Origin of the sequence: Kaistella treverensis, from assembly GCF_900114045.1 — a bacterium.
Classification (GTDB): domain Bacteria; phylum Bacteroidota; class Bacteroidia; order Flavobacteriales; family Weeksellaceae; genus Kaistella; species Kaistella treverensis.
The window spans coordinates 297,991-314,559 of record NZ_FORQ01000003.1 but is presented as its reverse complement, the minus strand read 5'-3'; the positions used below and the strand labels follow the sequence as shown (position 1 = coordinate 314,559).

General features: G+C 39.9%; 17 protein-coding genes. 6 read left to right on the top strand and 11 right to left on the bottom strand.

Going from position 1 to position 16,569, the window contains the following annotated elements; all coding sequences use genetic code 11:
* Positions 1–709: 709 nt before the first annotated feature.
* Positions 710–1,036, bottom strand: a complete 327-nt coding sequence (locus BMZ55_RS09705; protein ID WP_039342570.1) for a VanZ family protein — start codon at positions 1,034–1,036, stop codon at positions 710–712.
* Positions 1,037–1,061: 25 nt separating this feature from the next.
* Entirely contained in the window at positions 1,062–1,439 is a 378-nt protein-coding gene (gcvH, locus tag BMZ55_RS09700; protein WP_089820161.1) for a glycine cleavage system protein GcvH, read from the bottom strand.
* A gap of 230 nt (positions 1,440–1,669) precedes the next feature.
* Here gcvH and BMZ55_RS09695 point away from each other — a divergent pair, with 230 nt between their 5' ends.
* A complete protein-coding gene (locus BMZ55_RS09695) occupies positions 1,670–2,956 on the top strand; it encodes an aldehyde dehydrogenase family protein (RefSeq protein WP_089820160.1) in 1,287 nt (428 codons plus the stop codon).
* An 80-nt stretch (positions 2,957–3,036) separates the two neighbouring features.
* Here BMZ55_RS09695 and BMZ55_RS09690 read toward each other — a convergent pair whose 3' ends face one another.
* Together BMZ55_RS09690 and truA are read right to left on the bottom strand one after the other, a co-directional pair.
* Positions 3,037–4,779 carry an ABC transporter ATP-binding protein gene (locus tag BMZ55_RS09690; RefSeq protein WP_089820159.1) on the bottom strand — a complete coding sequence of 581 codons (1,743 nt, stop codon included), beginning with the start codon at positions 4,777–4,779 and terminating at the stop codon, positions 3,037–3,039.
* A gap of 136 nt (positions 4,780–4,915) precedes the next feature.
* Positions 4,916–5,650, bottom strand: coding sequence for a tRNA pseudouridine(38-40) synthase TruA (gene truA, locus BMZ55_RS09685; RefSeq protein WP_089820158.1), 735 nt, complete (start codon positions 5,648–5,650; stop codon positions 4,916–4,918).
* Positions 5,651–6,032: 382 nt separating this feature from the next.
* Here truA and BMZ55_RS09675 point away from each other — a divergent pair, with 382 nt between their 5' ends.
* Positions 6,033–6,524, top strand: a complete 492-nt coding sequence (locus BMZ55_RS09675; protein ID WP_089820186.1) for a metallophosphoesterase family protein — start codon at positions 6,033–6,035, stop codon at positions 6,522–6,524.
* 11 nt (positions 6,525–6,535) lie between these two features.
* Here the strand turns inward: BMZ55_RS09675 and BMZ55_RS09670 are convergent, their stop codons facing one another.
* Both BMZ55_RS09670 and cdd read right to left on the bottom strand, forming a co-directional pair.
* On the bottom strand, positions 6,536–7,420 hold the full coding sequence (locus tag BMZ55_RS09670) for a Ppx/GppA phosphatase family protein (protein WP_089820156.1): 885 nt from the start codon (positions 7,418–7,420) through the stop codon (positions 6,536–6,538).
* A gap of 9 nt (positions 7,421–7,429) precedes the next feature.
* On the bottom strand, positions 7,430–7,909 hold the full coding sequence (gene cdd, locus BMZ55_RS09665) for a cytidine deaminase (RefSeq protein WP_089820155.1): 480 nt from the start codon (positions 7,907–7,909) through the stop codon (positions 7,430–7,432).
* A 242-nt stretch (positions 7,910–8,151) separates the two neighbouring features.
* Here cdd and BMZ55_RS09660 point away from each other — a divergent pair, with 242 nt between their 5' ends.
* Positions 8,152–8,709, top strand: a complete 558-nt coding sequence (locus BMZ55_RS09660) for a DUF892 family protein (protein WP_177179805.1) — start codon at positions 8,152–8,154, stop codon at positions 8,707–8,709.
* A 134-nt stretch (positions 8,710–8,843) separates the two neighbouring features.
* Entirely contained in the window at positions 8,844–9,890 is a 1,047-nt protein-coding gene (locus tag BMZ55_RS09655; RefSeq protein ID WP_089820185.1) for an NADH:flavin oxidoreductase/NADH oxidase, read from the top strand.
* Between the two features lie 138 nt (positions 9,891–10,028).
* On the opposite strand, the gene hemL is transcribed toward BMZ55_RS09655, so the two are convergent.
* The 4 genes from hemL to BMZ55_RS09635 all read right to left on the bottom strand — a co-directional run bounded on the left by hemL (position 10,029) and on the right by BMZ55_RS09635 (position 13,922).
* Positions 10,029–11,312, bottom strand: a complete 1,284-nt coding sequence (hemL, locus tag BMZ55_RS09650) for a glutamate-1-semialdehyde 2,1-aminomutase (protein ID WP_089820153.1) — start codon at positions 11,310–11,312, stop codon at positions 10,029–10,031.
* A 55-nt stretch (positions 11,313–11,367) separates the two neighbouring features.
* Entirely contained in the window at positions 11,368–12,417 is a 1,050-nt protein-coding gene (locus BMZ55_RS09645) for a glucosaminidase domain-containing protein (RefSeq protein ID WP_089820152.1), read from the bottom strand.
* Between the two features lie 102 nt (positions 12,418–12,519).
* Entirely contained in the window at positions 12,520–13,428 is a 909-nt protein-coding gene (locus BMZ55_RS09640; RefSeq protein ID WP_177179804.1) for a 1-aminocyclopropane-1-carboxylate deaminase/D-cysteine desulfhydrase, read from the bottom strand.
* 161 nt (positions 13,429–13,589) lie between these two features.
* The gene (locus BMZ55_RS09635) at positions 13,590–13,922 is read right to left on the bottom strand and encodes a hypothetical protein (protein WP_089820151.1); all 333 of its coding nucleotides are present in this window, start codon (positions 13,920–13,922) and stop codon (positions 13,590–13,592) included.
* A gap of 38 nt (positions 13,923–13,960) precedes the next feature.
* On the opposite strand from BMZ55_RS09635, the gene BMZ55_RS09630 reads away from it, so the two are divergent.
* On the top strand, positions 13,961–14,146 hold the full coding sequence (locus BMZ55_RS09630) for a C1orf53 family protein (RefSeq protein WP_089820150.1): 186 nt from the start codon (positions 13,961–13,963) through the stop codon (positions 14,144–14,146).
* A gap of 64 nt (positions 14,147–14,210) precedes the next feature.
* On the top strand, positions 14,211–14,744 hold the full coding sequence (locus BMZ55_RS09625; protein WP_039341105.1) for a DUF4136 domain-containing protein: 534 nt from the start codon (positions 14,211–14,213) through the stop codon (positions 14,742–14,744).
* 148 nt (positions 14,745–14,892) lie between these two features.
* Here the strand turns inward: BMZ55_RS09625 and pafA are convergent, their stop codons facing one another.
* Positions 14,893–16,533 carry an alkaline phosphatase PafA gene (gene pafA / locus BMZ55_RS09620; RefSeq protein WP_089820149.1) on the bottom strand — a complete coding sequence of 547 codons (1,641 nt, stop codon included), beginning with the start codon at positions 16,531–16,533 and terminating at the stop codon, positions 14,893–14,895.
* Positions 16,534–16,569: the final 36 nt, after the last annotated feature.

The following is a 16,569-nucleotide window of genomic DNA, read 5'->3' as shown; positions in this document are numbered from 1 at the left end:
CTCTCCATCTACTCTCAATTAACCTGTCTCTCTCTACTTCGCTACTCTGTTTTAGAGTGGTGCAAATATACAGACACCTCACATACCATGCAACCCTATCCTAAAACTTTTTTCATAAAGTTTACAAACTTCTTCCTAACTTCCTACTCCACAATAATTTATTCCAAATTCAAAGTTATCCACTTTATCTGCTCCCATAAGTTTGAGCACCCTTTTCTACCATTTCTAGACTTGAACCTGCAATCTAAACCCAAAAAAACCGCCTCTTTAGCACCGAATTTTTCCTGCTTTAACCTATATTTGAAATTTTGCGTGCATCTTAAAACGGAAAAATTGCCGCAAATAGATCGGAATTTTTTCCGACTTAATCCGAAGCTTATATAAAACGAAAAAGCAATTTAGAATATTGTGAGAAAATTGCAAAAATAACCGGCAAAATTTAAAATGATAAACGAAGAAAAATTTCACTTCAACTTCTCTATTATATATAGAAACAAAAAGTCTCAATACAACTGGCAGAAAATTTAAAAATATGAAATTTCAAATCAAAGATTCCACCACACTATTATAAAGAGAAGAAAAAAACACCAATATAACCACCAAAAAATAAATTTGGAAAATGAAATATTAAATTGAAAGATATTTCACCACTGTCTTTACACACATATAGTATAAAAAAGGTGGATATTACCGGTAAAAATTTACCCGCTTAAAAAGAAACTTTTTTCAGCTGCTGGAAAACCCAATAGCCCATAAGCACGCCAACAGTATCGGCAATAAGATCTAGAAATTCCAGCGAGCGGCCAAAACCCATCTCGTCCTGCAGAATTTCGGTTAAAAGACCATAAATAATCATGATCTGTAAGAAGTAAGAAAACTTAATCCGCGGAAACGCACACATAAAGCAAAAGCCCAACAGCGCAAAAATACTCAGGTGTAAAATTTTATCGATTCCGCTGAACATGAAAGGAAATTCCATGTTCTCCACACCCGGACGTAAAAGCATATAAGTAAGAAATGCCCAGTAAATGGGCAAAATCTTACTAAATATTTTCGAAATCTTATCCAAGTGAAGCCTGGTATTCTTCAGCCGTTAATAATTCCGAGCGGTCGGCATCGTCTTTTATCTCCAGTTTTATAATCCAGCCAGCTCCGTACGGATCGGTATTTAATAACTCCGGCTGATCTTCCAGCTCGCTGTTGAATTCAGTAACTGTTCCGGATAGCGGCAAGAAAAGATCGGAAACCGTTTTCACAGCTTCTACGCTTCCGAAAACGTCGCCCGCGGATAATTCATCGTCAACCGAATCTACATCTACGAAAACAATATCGCCCAATTCGCCCTGCGCAAAATCGGTGATCCCGATGGTTGCTGTGTTTCCTTCAATCCTAACCCACTCGTGGTCTTTGGTGTACTTTAATTCGGCCGGTGCATTCATTCTGTTAAATTTTATTGCTCAAAAATAATTAAAATATTGCGATCCTCAAAGTATTACAGCCATTTAATAATGTTTCTAAATTATGTCTAATGAAACCGGCTTTAAATTATTTATTTCGAAATAATCACGATTGCTGCACTCAATGAATTTTTCCCTCTCAATTCCTTAAATTTGTGAAAAGGTGATTTTCAAAATCATATTTAAAATTTCACTCTATATATATAACAGAAATGGACATCAATAATAAATTAAAGACCGCGCAGCAAACTTTTGAAACCTGGAAAAACGTTCCGTTCACAGAAAAGCAAAAATTGCTTGCTGAAATGGCAAAAATTCTGGATTTGGAAGTGGAAAATTTCGGAAAAATTATCACCACCGAAATGAACAAACCCATCACGCAGTCCATCGCGGAAATTCACAAATGCGCTTTGATGATTCGCTATTACGCGGACGCAGAAAATATTCTTAAACCTGATAAAATCGAAACAGAGTTCCGAATTTCCCAAATTCAATATGTTCCTAAAGGTGTAATTCTGGGCGTTATGCCGTGGAATTTCCCTTTTTGGCAGGCGCTTCGATTTGCAGTTCCCGCAATTTTAGCCGGAAATACGGTGGTTTTAAAGCATGCTTCCATTTGTTTCGGCACCGGCAATGCCATTGAAGATCTATTTTTAAAGGCCGGTTTTCCGGAAGGCGTTTTTCAAAACCTGGAAATTGGTCACGCGGAAGTGAAAGAAGTTCTGGAAAATCCCATTGTTAAAGGCGTCAGTTTAACCGGAAGCGAAAAAGCCGGTGGCGAAGTTGCCGCGATCGCCGGAAAAAACATTAAAAAATCTTTGCTGGAACTGGGCGGCAGCGATGCATTTATCGTTTTAGATGACGCCGATTTTCAGAAAGCCGCAGAAAGCGGCGCCAATTCCCGACTCGCAAATTGCGGACAAGCCTGCAATGCCGCGAAACGTTTTATCGTTCAGAAAAACATTGAAAAAGAATTTCTGCCGCTTTTCATTAAAGAATATCAGAAATATGTTGCTAGTGATCCTTTCAATAAAGAAACCAATCTCGCGGGAATGGCGCGCCCAGATCTTGCCGATGATTTGGAAAAACAATACAAAAAAGCGCTGGAAAATGGTGCTGAAATTATTTTGCCGCTAAAGCGGATTTCTGAAAACGAATTTATTCCCGGCTTAATTAAGGTAAATTCCGGAAATCCCATTTTGCAGGAAGAACTTTTCGGGCCGGTTGGAATGGTGATGATCGCCGATGATGATCAGCACGCGGTGACTTTGGCGAATGATATTCCGTTCGGTTTATCAGATTCTGTCTGGACGAACGACAAAATAAGGCAGCAGTTTTTCATCGATAACTTGGAAGCCGGAACCATCAGCGTGAATAAAAGCTCGAGTTCTGATCCGCGCTTACCTTTTGGCGGCACTAAAACTTCCGGTTACGGCACGGAACTTTCGCTCGTTGCACTGAAAGAATTTGTAAACGTGCGCACAGTAGTTGGAAATTAAAATATTTCTATAACAGAAAAATCCGGTCATTTAGCCGGATATTTTTTTGATTAAATTTTAAAAATTTCTGCTGAAAGCTTCTATTCCGCTTCAACTTCCACTTTTAGCTGCGCGCGGTACAGTGTAGAATAATAGCCATTTTGCGCCAATAATTCGTCGTGTTTTCCTTCCTCCACAATTTTTCCCTGATCCATCACGATGATTTTATCAGCATTTTCAATGGTTGACAGTCGGTGTGCGATAATAATCGAAGTTCTGTTTTTGGTGATTTTCTCCGTCGCGCGCTGAATCAATTTCTCGCTTTCATGATCAATTGAAGAAGTGGCTTCATCCAGAATTAAAATTTTCGGGTCCGAAAGATAAGCGCGCAGGAATGACAGCAATTGTCTTTGTCCTAATGAAATCGAAGAACCACGCTCGCGCACGACATAATCGTAACCGCCGGGCAAACTTTCGATGAACTCGTCAACCTCGATATCTTTAGCAACCTTTTTTATTTTTTCCAACGTCACCGACTCATCACCGAAAGCCAGATTTTCGTAAATACTGCCGTGGAAAAGAAAAACATCCTGCAAAACAACACCAATGTGGCTGCGCAAATTATAAAGTTCGTATTTCTTTAGATCGACATCATCCAGGCAAATCTGTCCCGAATTTACATCATACAATCTGGTGATTAAGCTTATAATGGTAGATTTTCCGGCGCCAGTCGCGCCCACAATAGCCACGGTTTCGCCCGGATTTACCTTAAAACTAATTCCCTTTAAAACTTCCTGTTTTTCATCATAGGAGAAATGAACATCTCTAAATTCAATTTTTCCTTCAAAATGCGACTTTGCAATTGTTCCGGTATTCGGCATGGCAAAATCTTCATCCATCACACCCAAAACCCTTTCAGCACCGACGATTCCTCTTTGGATATTATTAAAGCGATCCGCAATCTGCCGCAGCGGACGAATCAGCATTGAAATATATTGAATAAAGGCGATTACCGCGCCGGCTTTAATGGTAATAAAACCGCCGTAAAGCAGTATAAAACCAATGAAAAGCGAAGAAATTAACTCTACAACGGGGAAAAAAAGCGAAAAGATGAAAACCGTTTTCAGCAAAGCGCCTTTCAGCGTGATATTAATACCGTCGAATTTTTTAAACTCCGCTTCTTCTCTGTTAAAAACCTGCACTATAGACATTCCGGAAAGTCTTTCCTGCACAAAAGAATTCTGGTTTGCGGTCCATGTTCTTTCATCACCAAAAGCCTTTTTCAACCGTTTCTGGAAAAACCGGGTAATCACCACCATTAAAGGCAAAATCACGAGCGAAATGTAACTCAGGTGAACATCCACCTGAAACATCATAATCAAAACGAAAACGATACGTAAAATATCACCGAAAACCATCAGAAACCCATCGGTGTACACAGTAGCAATGGTCTCCACATCGCCGACAGCGCGAGTTACAAGCTGACCAATCGCAGTTTTATCAAAAAAAGAAGTTCGGAAATAAATGAGTTTATGATACAATCTTTCACGAATATCGCGGATAACGTTTTGCGAAATAAAATTGGAAAAATAAACCAGGAAAAAATTCAGAATTGTTTCACCAAAAACCAGCGCAATCAGGATGTAGATGTGCTTCATCATCAACCCTTTGTCGCGCAGCTGAATGATGTCTGTATCCACAATCAGCATCGTAAGATACGGCCGGTAGGTAGAAATAACCGAAAGAACAATTGAAATCGCCAGCGTAAGCAAAAACCAGGACCGAAATTTCATCCCGATTACAAAAAGCCGCTTTATTATTTCCCAGGTCGATTGTTTCTTCATTTGTACGTAATTCTCTGCAAAAATACGGAAAAGTTTGGGGAAAGAGTGGACAATTGACGGTTGAGAGTTGATAGTTGACAGCAAGTTATTAGTTGTGAATTGGTATTGTTAATTATAAACTGTCAACTCTCAACTCTCAACTAAAATCGTATCCAACGTCAACCAAAAACAACCCTTGCGCCGGCGCCGACGTTCCGGCGGAATTGCGGTTTTTTTCAGCAATTATGCGGTCCAGATCTTCCGGTTTCAGTTTTCCGTTGCCGATTTCCACCATCGTTCCGACAATCGCACGCACCATATTTCTTAAAAAGCGGTCTGCTGAAATTGTAAATTTTAATTCCGAATTATTTTGCTCCCAGAAGGCCGAAAAAATCTTGCAGTTATTGGTTTTGCTGTTCGTGTGAAGTTTCGAAAAACTCGTAAAATCCTGATGTTTCAGCAGAAATTCGCACGCTTCATTCATTTTTTCAACATCCAACGTTCGCTTCCACATTTGCCACGCAGAATCCTGCGTAAACGGATTTTTTTCCAGCGAAATATAATATTCATAAGTCCGGAAAGTGGCATCAAATCTGGCGTGAAAGTTATCTTCAACCCGAAAAATCCTTTTCACCGCAATGTCTTTCGGCAAAAAACTGTTCATTTGATAGATAAAATTTTCGCCCACGCTTTTTTCCACATCAAAATGCGCGAACATTTTCTTCGCGTGCACGCCCGTGTCGGTGCGTCCGGCGCCCGTAATTTTAATTTTTTCACGCAAAATCGTGGAGAAAGCCTTTTCCAAAACTTCCTGAACGGAAATTTCTCCCGGCTGGATTTGAAAGCCAAAATAATTTTTTCCCAAATACGAAAACTCAATACAATACCTCATTGCGCGCAAATTTACGGAATTTTTAGGAGCAAGAAAGCTGGGTTATGAGCCGAAGATGGGTTCCCGCTTTCCATTACAATCTTTTTTGCTTTTGCAAAAAAGGATTTCCATTTCAATCGGGGCTACAAGTCAGGTTATTTCTTCTTTTACAAAAAAATTCCGTGCTATTTGGAGGTTTTTTTCCGTTTTAGAAAAATCATTTTTCCATCCAAATTTTAAAGTAAAAATTCGCTGCTATTTGACGGTTTTTTTCCATTTTAGAAAAATCATTTTTCCATCCAAATTTTAAACTAAAAAAATTCGCTGCTGTTTGAAGGTTTTTTTCGATTTTCGAAATGCATTTCTTTTCAAAAATTTAAATAAAAAAGAAGAAATTTACCGCATGAAAATACTTCTGCTTTCAGATTCGCATTCTTATATAGACGACCGGATTTTAGATTACGCAAAAAACGCTGATGAAATTTGGCATTGCGGCGATTTCGGAAATCTGGAAGTCATTGAAAAGCTCGAAAAAACAAAACCTTTGCGCGGCGTTTACGGCAACATCGACGGTACAGAAATCCGCAAGATTTTCCCCGAAGTTTCAAGATTTACCGTTGAAAATGTAGAAGTTTTGATGATTCATATCGGTGGATATCCCGGAAAATACACCACGTTGGCAAAAGCAGAAATTGAGATCAAAAAGCCTCAACTTTTAATTTCCGGACATTCGCATATTTTAAAAGCGATATACGACCAGAAAAACAAATTACTTCACCTGAATCCTGGCGCCATGGGAAAAGTGGGCTGGCACCAGATGCGCACCATGATGCGTTTTGAAATCAACGGTGACCAAATTGAAAATCTGGAAATTATAGAACTCGGCAAAAAATAACGGCTTAAAAGCTACTTTTTTTGCAAATTTTCGTAGATGCTGTGGACCAAACCATCAGCAACAGAAATTTTGGGAACAAATATTTTTTCAATTTCGCTCCACGACATTACGTTATTGTAAATCTCTAAAGCCGGCACCAAAACATCGGCGCGGTCTTCACGAAGACTGAATTTGCTCATACGTTCCGCCACCGAAAGTTCCTTCATTTCTTTATAATATTTTTTTAGAAATGCGCTCGACATCGGTTTTCCGTCTTTGGTTTTGCTCATCGAAAAAATCTTGTTGATGTTTCCGCCGGAGCCAATTCCGACAATCGGTTTTGTGCTGTTGATGTTTTTCCGGATTTCTTCTTTCATCTGCTTCCACAAATCATCCGTCACCAAACCATTCAACAAACGAATTGTACCGATGTTAAACGATTTTTCATACGCCATTTTCCCGTTTTCGTAAAACATCAGTTCGGTTGAACCGCCGCCAACATCAATATAAAGATAAGCGCAGCTTTTGTCGAGTGAATCAGCAACGTGATTTTCAAAAACCAATCCTGCTTCTTCGTCACCTGAAATTATTTCGATAGAAATTCCCGACGATTCCTGCACTTTTTTAATAATTTCCGGGCCGTTTTTAGCGTCACGCATCGCGCTGGTGGCGCAGGCACGGAAATGTTCCACCTTATAAATTTTCATCAGATCGCTGAAAATTTTCATCGAATCCGTAATCATTTTTTCGCGTTCCGTACCGATTTTTCCGGTGGTAAAAACGTCCATTCCAAGCCGCAGCGGAATGCGCAACAGATTTAGTTTGGTGAACTGCGGTTTGCCTTTTTTAGGTTCCGTCACTTCATTAATTAAAAGTCTCGCGGCGTTACTTCCTATGTCGATGGCAGCAATTCTCATTCAGAAAATTTAAAGATAAGAGGCGTCAAATGAAAACGGCAACAACTCGCGAATGGATTTTGTTTTATAAATCGCACCGCCGAGTGAAGCGAAATAAATTTCGATTTCCTGTTTCTGCTTGGCTTCATATTCTAAAATTGCCTGACGGCAAGCGCCACACGGCGGAATTGGGATTGAAGTTGAAGCGTTTCTCGGCGCACCGATAACGAAAAGCTTTTTAATTTTTACATCCGGGAAATTTGCACCGGTATAAAAAATCGTAGTTCTTTCAGCACACAATCCCGAGGGATAAGCAGCATTTTCCTGGTTACTTCCGGTAATAATTTGGCCATTTTCGAGCAAAATTGCACAACCAACTGTAAAATCCGAATATGGTGCGTACGCGGTGTTTCGCGAGGACATTGCTTTATCGAAAAGTGTTTTTTCCATTTCGTTCAGTTCGCCGTAACTGTCAATCGATTCGAACGTTATTGTATGTTCTTTTTGCATGTAATAAAAATAGAGGAGTAAAGATAACTGATTTTTACAAAATTTACAGGTTTTCACTTAATATATGGAAAAGAAACAATCGGCACGAAATTTAATGAGATGAAGTTTAGAAGTTATATTCCTGTGTAATAGATATAACACAAAAATACCGTGAAAAGACTCCCCTTACTCTCTAACAGATGTTGTAGTATTGCGTCGTAAATTTTCCGGTTCCAATGGTTAACAGCCGGAAAGCTTTGCTTATGAAAAAAAATAATAAGCGGGTTGCACCCGTGATTAAAGATATGCCGCTGAGCTCACGTTCAGAATTAGAAATTTTCTTTTTAAATTCCCTCCAGGAAATGTATGACGCGGAAAATTTAATTGAAGAAGAATACAGCAAAGTAGAAAATAATATTTCGTCATCAAACCTACATGGAATTTTAACGGAACATTTTGGAATTCATCTAAAGCACCTGAGCAGACTTCGCAAAATCTTTGAGTTCAAGGGCGATTTGCCAGAACGAAAAAAATGCGAGGCTATAGATGCGATCTTGTGCGAAGCTGTAAATCATTTGGCGCATTTTGCTGATGATCTTCAAAACTGGGAAGTTGCACTTGTTCTTGTGACGCAAAAACTTACCTATTATAAAATCGCAACCTACGGCGGCCTTGCGCATCTTGCGATAATACTGGATTATCCGAAGGCGGCAACACTACTCGCAGTCTGCGTTCAGGAGGAAGAAGAATTTATTGCCAATCATCTTAATGGAATATTCAATGCGTACCTTACGTCACACATAGATGTTCGTAAAAACTGAAAAAATAACCCTTTTAGCGGCTTATATTTAAAACCATTTAAAATAATTATGTTTTGGAGAGCTATAATTTTGTAAGCCTCTAACTACTCAACGTGAGTTTTCATAAATTTGGCTTTTTAAAAAAGTTATTTATGATATTATACACTCCGATCAAATTCAGAAATCTAGAACTTCAAAACCGTTGGGTAATGTCGCCAATGTGCATGTATTCCTGCGAAAACGGTTTGACGAACGATTTTCATTTCGTGCATTATGCAAGCCGCGCACAAGGCGGCACCGGACTTCTAATCGTGGAAGCAACCGGTGTTGTGCCCGAAGGCAGAATTACACACAAATGTGCCGGACTTTGGAACGATGAACAGGCGGAAGGTTTTAAAAAAATTGTCGGTTTTATCCACGAAAATTCTGAAACTAAAATCGGAATTCAGTTAGGTCATGCGGGTAGAAAAGCTTCGACCTGGAACGGAAAACAGCTTTCGCTGGAAGAAGGTTGGCAAACTGTTGCGCCGTCGGAAATTCCTTATGCTGAAGGTGAACGGCTTCCTCACGCGCTCACCATTCCGGAAATTAAAAAACTGGTTCAGGATTTTAAAGATGCTGCGCGCCGCGCTTTAGACGCAGGTTTTGATTTAATTGAAATTCACGCTGCACACGGCTATTTAATTCACCAGTTTATGTCGCCGCTATCGAATGTGAGAACCGATGAATACGGCGGAAGTTTCGAAAACAGAATGCGCTTTTTGCTGGAAATTGTGGATGCGGTGAACGAATTGCTTGATGAAAATCACCCGCTATTTGTTCGGATTTCCGGAACGGAATATGCTGAAAACGGTTGGGACATCGACGAAAGCGTGGAACTCGCAAGAATTTTACAAACTAAAAATGTCGATTTAATGGATGTTTCCAGTGGCGGAAATATTCAGGGCGCGAAAATCAACTTATTTGACGGTTACCAGGTTCCGCTTGCGGCAAAGATTAAGCAAGAAACCGGCATGAAAACCGGCGCTGTAGGTTTGATAAAAACCGCCGAATTAGCCGAAGAAATCTTGAAAAAAGGTGAAGCTGATTTAATATTTGTGGCTAGAGAAATCTTGAGAAATCCGTATTTAGCAATCCAAGGTTCTTTTGAAGCGGACGCCGAGTGCGATTTTCCAATACAATATGAACGCGCGAGAATTTAATTCTCGTTAAAAAATAAAAAAGCCATTACAAGTTGAATGGCTTTTTTTACTAATTTATTTCTAAAAAATTTGCTCCTAAAACGGCTAATTTTTACGTTTTGTAAATAGAAAAAAAATGCCTGATCAGTCCGGAATTTTTTATGAATACTCAAATTTTTGAATCACTTCCAAAGTTTTACTGATTTCCTTTTCCGTAATGGCCGAAGAAATAAACCAGGTTTCATAACCGCTCGGCGGAAGATAAATTCCGTTTGCCAAAAGCTGGTGGAAGAAATTATTAAACAAGGCATGATTGGCGTTTGCTGCTTCATCAAAGTTCGAAACCGCGTTGATGTGGAAAAAAACGCTCATCATTGCGCCTTTTCTGTTGATCTTATGTTCAATACCTTTTGAATTCAAAAGTTTACCGATTTCAAAATCTAAAGTTTCGGTTGTTTTATTTAAATTTTCGTAGAAGTTTTCATTATTTTTAATGATTTGCAAAGTGGTTAAACCAGCACGCATTGCAAGGGGATTTCCACTTAAAGTTCCCGCTTGGTACACCGCGCCTTTTGGTGCAAGATGGTCCATAATTTCGTTTCGGCCTGCAAAAGCACCAACCGGCAAACCTCCGCCGATGACTTTTCCGAAAGTAACCAAATCTGCTTTCACATTATAAACTTCCTGCGCACCACCGAAAGCCAAACGGAAGCCGGTCATCACTTCATCGAAAATCAGCAAAGCGCCATTTTCATCGCATATAGCACGTAATTTTTGCAGAAAATTGTTTTCCGGTAAAACGCAGCCCATATTTCCAGCAACCGGCTCTACAATAATCGCTGCTATTTCACCTCCGTTAAGGCGAAATAAATCTGCTACCTGCTCAATGTCGTTATATCTTGCGGTTAAAGTATCTTTTGCTGTTCCCGGCGTTACGCCCGGCGAATTCGGATTACCGAAAGTTGCAGCGCCACTACCGGCTTTAATTAAAAAGGAATCGGAATGTCCGTGGTAACAACCTTCAAATTTGATGAATTTATTTCGTCCCGTAAAACCACGCGCTAAACGAATTGCGCTCATACACGCTTCTGTACCTGAAGAAACCATTCTGATCTGGTCGATATTCGGCACATTTTCTACAATATATTTTGCGATTTCAGTTTCAAGTTCAGTTGGTGTTCCGTAGGAAAAACCCTTTTCCGCCTGCTTTTTTATCGCTTCCAAAACCTCCGGATGGGTATGTCCTAAAATCGCCGGTCCCCAGGAATTTATATAGTCAATATACTGATTATCGTCAACATCCTTAAGATATGCACCCTGCGCCGATTTCATAAAAACCGGTACGCCACCAACCGATTTGAAAGCGCGGACGGGAGAATTTACTCCGCCCGGAATATATTGATAAGCCTCATCGAAGAGCGCTGAACTTCTTTGGTATAACATTTTTTAATAGTTTCTTTAAGTGGAAAATTGAAAGTTGATAATTGATAATTAACAATTATTTCCGTGGTTTTTTGCTTTGCAGATACATCAGTTGTCCGGCGCGCGGTTGCTGACCGAAGTCCATTCTGTTTTTGGAATACAATTTTTTAAGCTTGATGCCGAATTTCTGTGCAATATCATGCATTGATTCACCGGCTTGCGCCTTATATTTTGCAACATTTCCCGAAGACGATTTTGATTCTAAAAACAAAATATCATTTCTGCGAAGCTGATTTCCGTCGAGTTCATTCCAGCTCATCAAACGGCTTTCTGAAATTCCGAATTTCTTGGAAATGGCTTCTAAAGCGACATCGTCTGGAATTATTACGAATTTTTTACCGCCATTTGGATGACTTTTTATTAAAATAGATTTCAGGGTTTCCGCTCTTTCTACCAGTTTATCTACGTTTTTCTGCTGTTTTGCATATGAAACCTGCTCGTACGGAACTTTTACGGTTACGGGTTTGGCGGAAACGCGGCTTTGATCGAGTTGCGCCATAAAAATGCGGTCGTTTTTCAGCTCCGGATACATTTTCAAAACAGCGTATAAAACTTCTTTTGAATTGGTTTTGTCGAATTCATAAAGCTTATTCTTTTCAATTTTATCGATGAGAATATAAGCGTACCGCGGATTCGTGGCGTAACCGGCTTTTTTTAAACCGTGTGCCCAGGCTTTATAATCCGTCATGTTCAGCTTGAAAAGGTTCACGTAATATTTACGGAAAGCCAAAAATTTCGAGTGATCTTCGTAAGAATCGCGGGGATCGTCGTAAACGCGGAAACATTCATTGGGCGCGTCATCGGTGTGTTTCATTGTTTTCCCTGTCCAGTCCTCCTTGCATTTAATGCCGAAATGATTGTTTCCCTGCTGCGCCAAACGGCTTTGTCCGCCACCGGTTTCCAAAAGTCCCTGCGCTAAAGTAATAGAAGCCGGGATTTTATATTTTTCCATTTCTTCCACGGCGTAAGGCGCGAATTTCTGGATATATTGCTCATCTGTTTTCCAGGTTTGCGCATGAAATTTTGCAAAAATTACAACCGTAAGAGCAAAAAATATTTTCTTCATATATTATTTTTAATGACTTCGAAAGGTTTTCTAATCATCCGTTGAAAGTTTGTTTTCAGGAAACTTACTTCCAACATTTTAAGCAAAAAATTAGGCGGTAAATTAACCTATTTTTATCAATTCTCTTTTCTGCTTTTTCAGCAATTCATTAGCGCCAAAAATTCCCTGTAAACCGCCGGTATGAAAGGCTAAAATCTTGCTTCCAGGCGGGAAATAATCGCTTTCAATCATTGTAAAAAGTTGTCGCATCATTTTTCCGGTATAAACCGGATCGAGCTGAATGTCAAATTTCGCTTTAAAATTATTAATAAAACGGATATTTTCTTCGCTTATTTTACCATAACCGCCGTCGTGCGCTTCCAGAAGTTTGAAATTTCTCCTTTCCGAAAGTTCAAAAACGGTATCATTCAAAGAAGAATCGTCAACTGTTTTAAAACCTAAAACCTGCTGATTTTCCGCTGCAAACTTTGAAATTCCGGCAACTGTTCCGCCGGTTCCGACTGCGGTGCAAAGATAATCAAAACTTTTTGTTTCCTCCGGAAGCATGTGCTGAATGCCGTTCACCGCGTTTTCGTTCGTGCCGCCTTCCGGAATAATTAAAGCATTGGGAAATTCCTCAAAAAAATTTCGCGTTAAAATCACCTTTTTTCTGTAATCTTCTCGAGTTACGAATCGGAACTGCATTCCATTATCGTGTGCCAGTTTTAAAGTTGGATTTTCGCACCATTTTTCCTGTAGTTCTTCACCGCGGATAATTCCCAAAGTTGGAATATTTTCCTCTTTTCCGAGCGCGGCAACCGCCGCAATATGGTTTGAAAAAGCGCCGCCAAAAGTTATCAGCAAAGGATTCTCCGGGCTTTTTGCGAGATAATTATTAATGTTATAAAACAACTTCCAATATTTATTTCCGGAAATGTGCGGGTGAATGAGATCTTCTCTTTTCAGGAAAAGCTGAATATTTTTTTCCAAAGGAATTTCAGTGATGGGAATTTGGACGGTGGGAATTTTCATCGCTGCAAAGTTCGGAAAGAAATTCGGAAAACACCCATTTTTTCCGAGTTTGAAAACTTAGCGAAAACTTTTAAAGAAAACCACACCCGCGCCCCGACCTGAGTGGAGCTCTCCGCCGCGGCGGAAGCGGGAACGGAGGGCGGAAAAAGGCGCCCAAAAAATTATTCTAAAAAATACTTGCGGAAAGCCCAGAATTTTCGGGTTTTCAGGTAATTTAAATCATTTTCCATCGCGTACGCTTCGCGCTCAAATGAAATGGACTTGTACGCCAGAAACTTGTTTTTCAGCTTAAAAACCAGGTAATAATATTCGACGACATACCAGATATAAAAGAAAATGACGAGCAATTCTGCCTGCTGGCGCAAATGGATTTTCTCGTGATTCAGCAAAACCGCATCCGCACGCGACTCGGGTTTCCGCAAAATGATGAACGGAAAAAGAGTGATCCCTGAAATTTTCGTATTTTTGAGAAGTCGTTGCCAAATGAAGACCATGTGACAAAGATATTAATTTGGCCGAACCGATTTAACTTATGTACCCGAAAAATATCAAAGAAAACGTAGACTTTTATTATAACGAGCAAGGCTATAAAGTGTTTACCGAAAACTACCACCTGAAACGCGGCTATTGCTGCAAAAGTGGCTGCAAACACTGCCCGTACGGCTATGATAAAAAAACGGACACCTTTAAAAAAAGTGGTAAAAACGGAAAATCCTAAAACGGAAAAAAAGCCGTAAAAAGGCCCGAAAAAAATTTTAAAAACAAAAAAAACATACAAGGTCATGAGCAAAAAATATATCTTACTATTATTGGCTTCTGCCACGCTGGGACTTACTTCCTGCAGCCCTTTTCAGGTGAAATCTGATTACGCAGAAACCGCAAATTTCAATACCTACAAGACGTATAAATTACGAATTGATGATTTGAAGCTCAACGATATTGACAAAGACCGCGTGCTGAACGAGGTTTCCAAGCAACTGCAAACCAAAGGTTTAAGCGTTTCTGAAACTCCGGATTTAATTGTGAATGTGAAAGCAAACCACAAGAAAATTCAGGATATCCAGGGAACACGACCTTTCGGCATGTACGGCTGGGGCGGACCTTTCGGTTACGGATTTGGTGTTAACAGAACCTGGACTTCCAATTACAACCAAGGTTCACTAGTGCTAGATTTAATTGATGCGAGAACGCAGAAATTGGTTTGGCAAGGAACAGGAAGCGGAATTTCTGTAGATTCGCCGAAATCTAAACAAAAACAAATTCCGGAAATCGTGGCTGAAATCATGGCGAATTATCCGCCAGATAGAAGTAAATAATTTATTTTGAAATATAAAAAAATTAGCAGTTTTCGCGGCGAATTTTTTTCTTTTAGAAAACCAGAAAAATGTTGTTTTAGCCGGGAATTTTTGCTTAGACTTTTCCAAATAAAAAAAAGCCGCTTAAAAGCGGCTTTTTTTAATTCTGTTATTTTCCAATGGCTTCCACAATTGGATTTCCAATGTTCCCGCTTGGAAACTGAATTCGCAATAACGATGATAACGTTGGCGCAATGTCGGTCATGTGATACTCTTTGTTGCTTTCGCCGGTCTTAATTCCCCAGCCCATAAAAATTAACGGAATGTGAGAATCGTAGGAATTCCAGGCGCCGTGAGTGGTTCCGAGTTTTGAATAGGTCGGCAACCAGGAATCGTGGTAAATCACCTGAATATCGCCGCTTCGCTGCCAGGTGTAACCGTTTACGATTCGGGAACGTAAAGGCTCCGGAATTGTTGCTGCGCCGGCTTTTTTCATATCCACCGCAAATAAAACCGATTTGTCTTTGTTTAAAATATCGATGAGATATTGTTTTACTTCATCGGCGTTTAATTTATTGTCATCAATTACCTGATCATCCAGATAAACCTGATTATTGGTTACTTTTGAAACCAATTTATCCGCTTTGAATTTGGTTTTCAGCTTTTCATTAAATTCTTTGTTGTCTTCGCCGTAAAATCCGGTCGCCATTTTATGTTCTGCCATAAAGCCCTGCGCATGCGCGCCACCGTGATCAGCAGAAAGAAAAACAGTGTACTGATTTTTACCCACGGTTATATCCAAATATTTGAAAAATTCTGCAAGGTCGCGATCCAGACGTATGTAAATATCTTCAACCTCTATGGCGTTTGGACCGAATTTATGTCCGGCATAATCCGTAGAAGCTAAATTCACAGCTAGAAAATCGGTTATGGCATCGGCGCCAAGATATTCACCTTTAATTGCGGCTTCGGCAGCTTTTATTGTCAAGGTATTTCCAAATGGTGTGGAACGAATAACGTCGCGGTTCGCCTGATAATCTGCAGCAAGGTTGCTGTATGGGAAAGTTGGTGTTTTCGCGCTGCCGAGAAGTCCTTCCCACGGTGAATTATCCGGTGAACTTTCGATATATTCGGTGATCGGCAGCAAAGTATTCCAACCATTTTTTACCAATTGATCAGGATTTTTCTGCGCATTGAAATCTTTCATCCATTTCGGCAAATCATTCATATAATAAGTGCTGGTGATGAAGTTTCCGGTGGAATCATCAAACCAATACGCGCCAGTCGGATTGTGGCCCGCAGGTAAAATGGAAGCGCGGTCTTTCAGTGAAACTCCAACAACTTTAGCCTGAAAATTGGTAGCCAACATCAGTTCATCCGTAATTGTGGTTGACCATAAATTTTTCGGTGAATGGCTGCCCGATTTTGTGCTTGTGCTTCCAACGGGCTGCACGCTTTCATCAGTTGTACAGTACACATTTTTCCCGGTTTTTTTATCGAACCAGTCGTTTCCGGCAATACCGTGAATCGCGGGAACGGAACCTGTATAAACTGTTGTATGACCAACCGCGGTATAGGTCGGCACGTAATTAATATGAACATTGTTCAGCGAATAACCTTCCTTCAGCAACTTTTTAAAACCATCATTCTGGTATTTATCGTAATAGCGGTAGAGATAATCCCAGCGCATTTGATCTACCACGAGGCCGACGACCAGTTTTGGTCTTTCCAGCTGTGGAGCTTTGCTTTTTTGGGCAGAAATGCCAGTAGAAATTACGGCAAGGAAAATGGCACAAACATTTTTAAACATAATAAAAATTTAATGATGGTCGAATATTAAAGACAA

Coding starts and splice junctions, on each gene's coding strand:
- gcvH (WP_089820161.1), bottom strand. CDS start 1,439: ATGAATGCACCGGCCGAATTAAAGTACACCAAAGACCACGAGTGGGTT.
- BMZ55_RS09695 (WP_089820160.1), top strand. CDS start 1,670: ATGGACATCAATAATAAATTAAAGACCGCGCAGCAAACTTTTGAAACC.
- BMZ55_RS09690 (WP_089820159.1), bottom strand. CDS start 4,779: ATGAAGAAACAATCGACCTGGGAAATAATAAAGCGGCTTTTTGTAATC.
- truA (WP_089820158.1), bottom strand. CDS start 5,650: ATGAGGTATTGTATTGAGTTTTCGTATTTGGGAAAAAATTATTTTGGC.
- BMZ55_RS09675 (WP_089820186.1), top strand. CDS start 6,033: ATGAAAATACTTCTGCTTTCAGATTCGCATTCTTATATAGACGACCGG.
- BMZ55_RS09670 (WP_089820156.1), bottom strand. CDS start 7,420: ATGAGAATTGCTGCCATCGACATAGGAAGTAACGCCGCGAGACTTTTA.
- cdd (WP_089820155.1), bottom strand. CDS start 7,909: ATGCAAAAAGAACATACAATAACGTTCGAATCGATTGACAGTTACGGC.
- BMZ55_RS09660 (WP_177179805.1), top strand. CDS start 8,152: ATGAAAAAAAATAATAAGCGGGTTGCACCCGTGATTAAAGATATGCCG.
- hemL (WP_089820153.1), bottom strand. CDS start 11,312: ATGTTATACCAAAGAAGTTCAGCGCTCTTCGATGAGGCTTATCAATAT.
- BMZ55_RS09645 (WP_089820152.1), bottom strand. CDS start 12,417: ATGAAGAAAATATTTTTTGCTCTTACGGTTGTAATTTTTGCAAAATTT.
- BMZ55_RS09640 (WP_177179804.1), bottom strand. CDS start 13,428: ATGAAAATTCCCACCGTCCAAATTCCCATCACTGAAATTCCTTTGGAA.
- BMZ55_RS09635 (WP_089820151.1), bottom strand. CDS start 13,922: ATGGTCTTCATTTGGCAACGACTTCTCAAAAATACGAAAATTTCAGGG.
- BMZ55_RS09630 (WP_089820150.1), top strand. CDS start 13,961: ATGTACCCGAAAAATATCAAAGAAAACGTAGACTTTTATTATAACGAG.
- BMZ55_RS09625 (WP_039341105.1), top strand. CDS start 14,211: ATGAGCAAAAAATATATCTTACTATTATTGGCTTCTGCCACGCTGGGA.
- pafA (WP_089820149.1), bottom strand. CDS start 16,533: ATGTTTAAAAATGTTTGTGCCATTTTCCTTGCCGTAATTTCTACTGGC.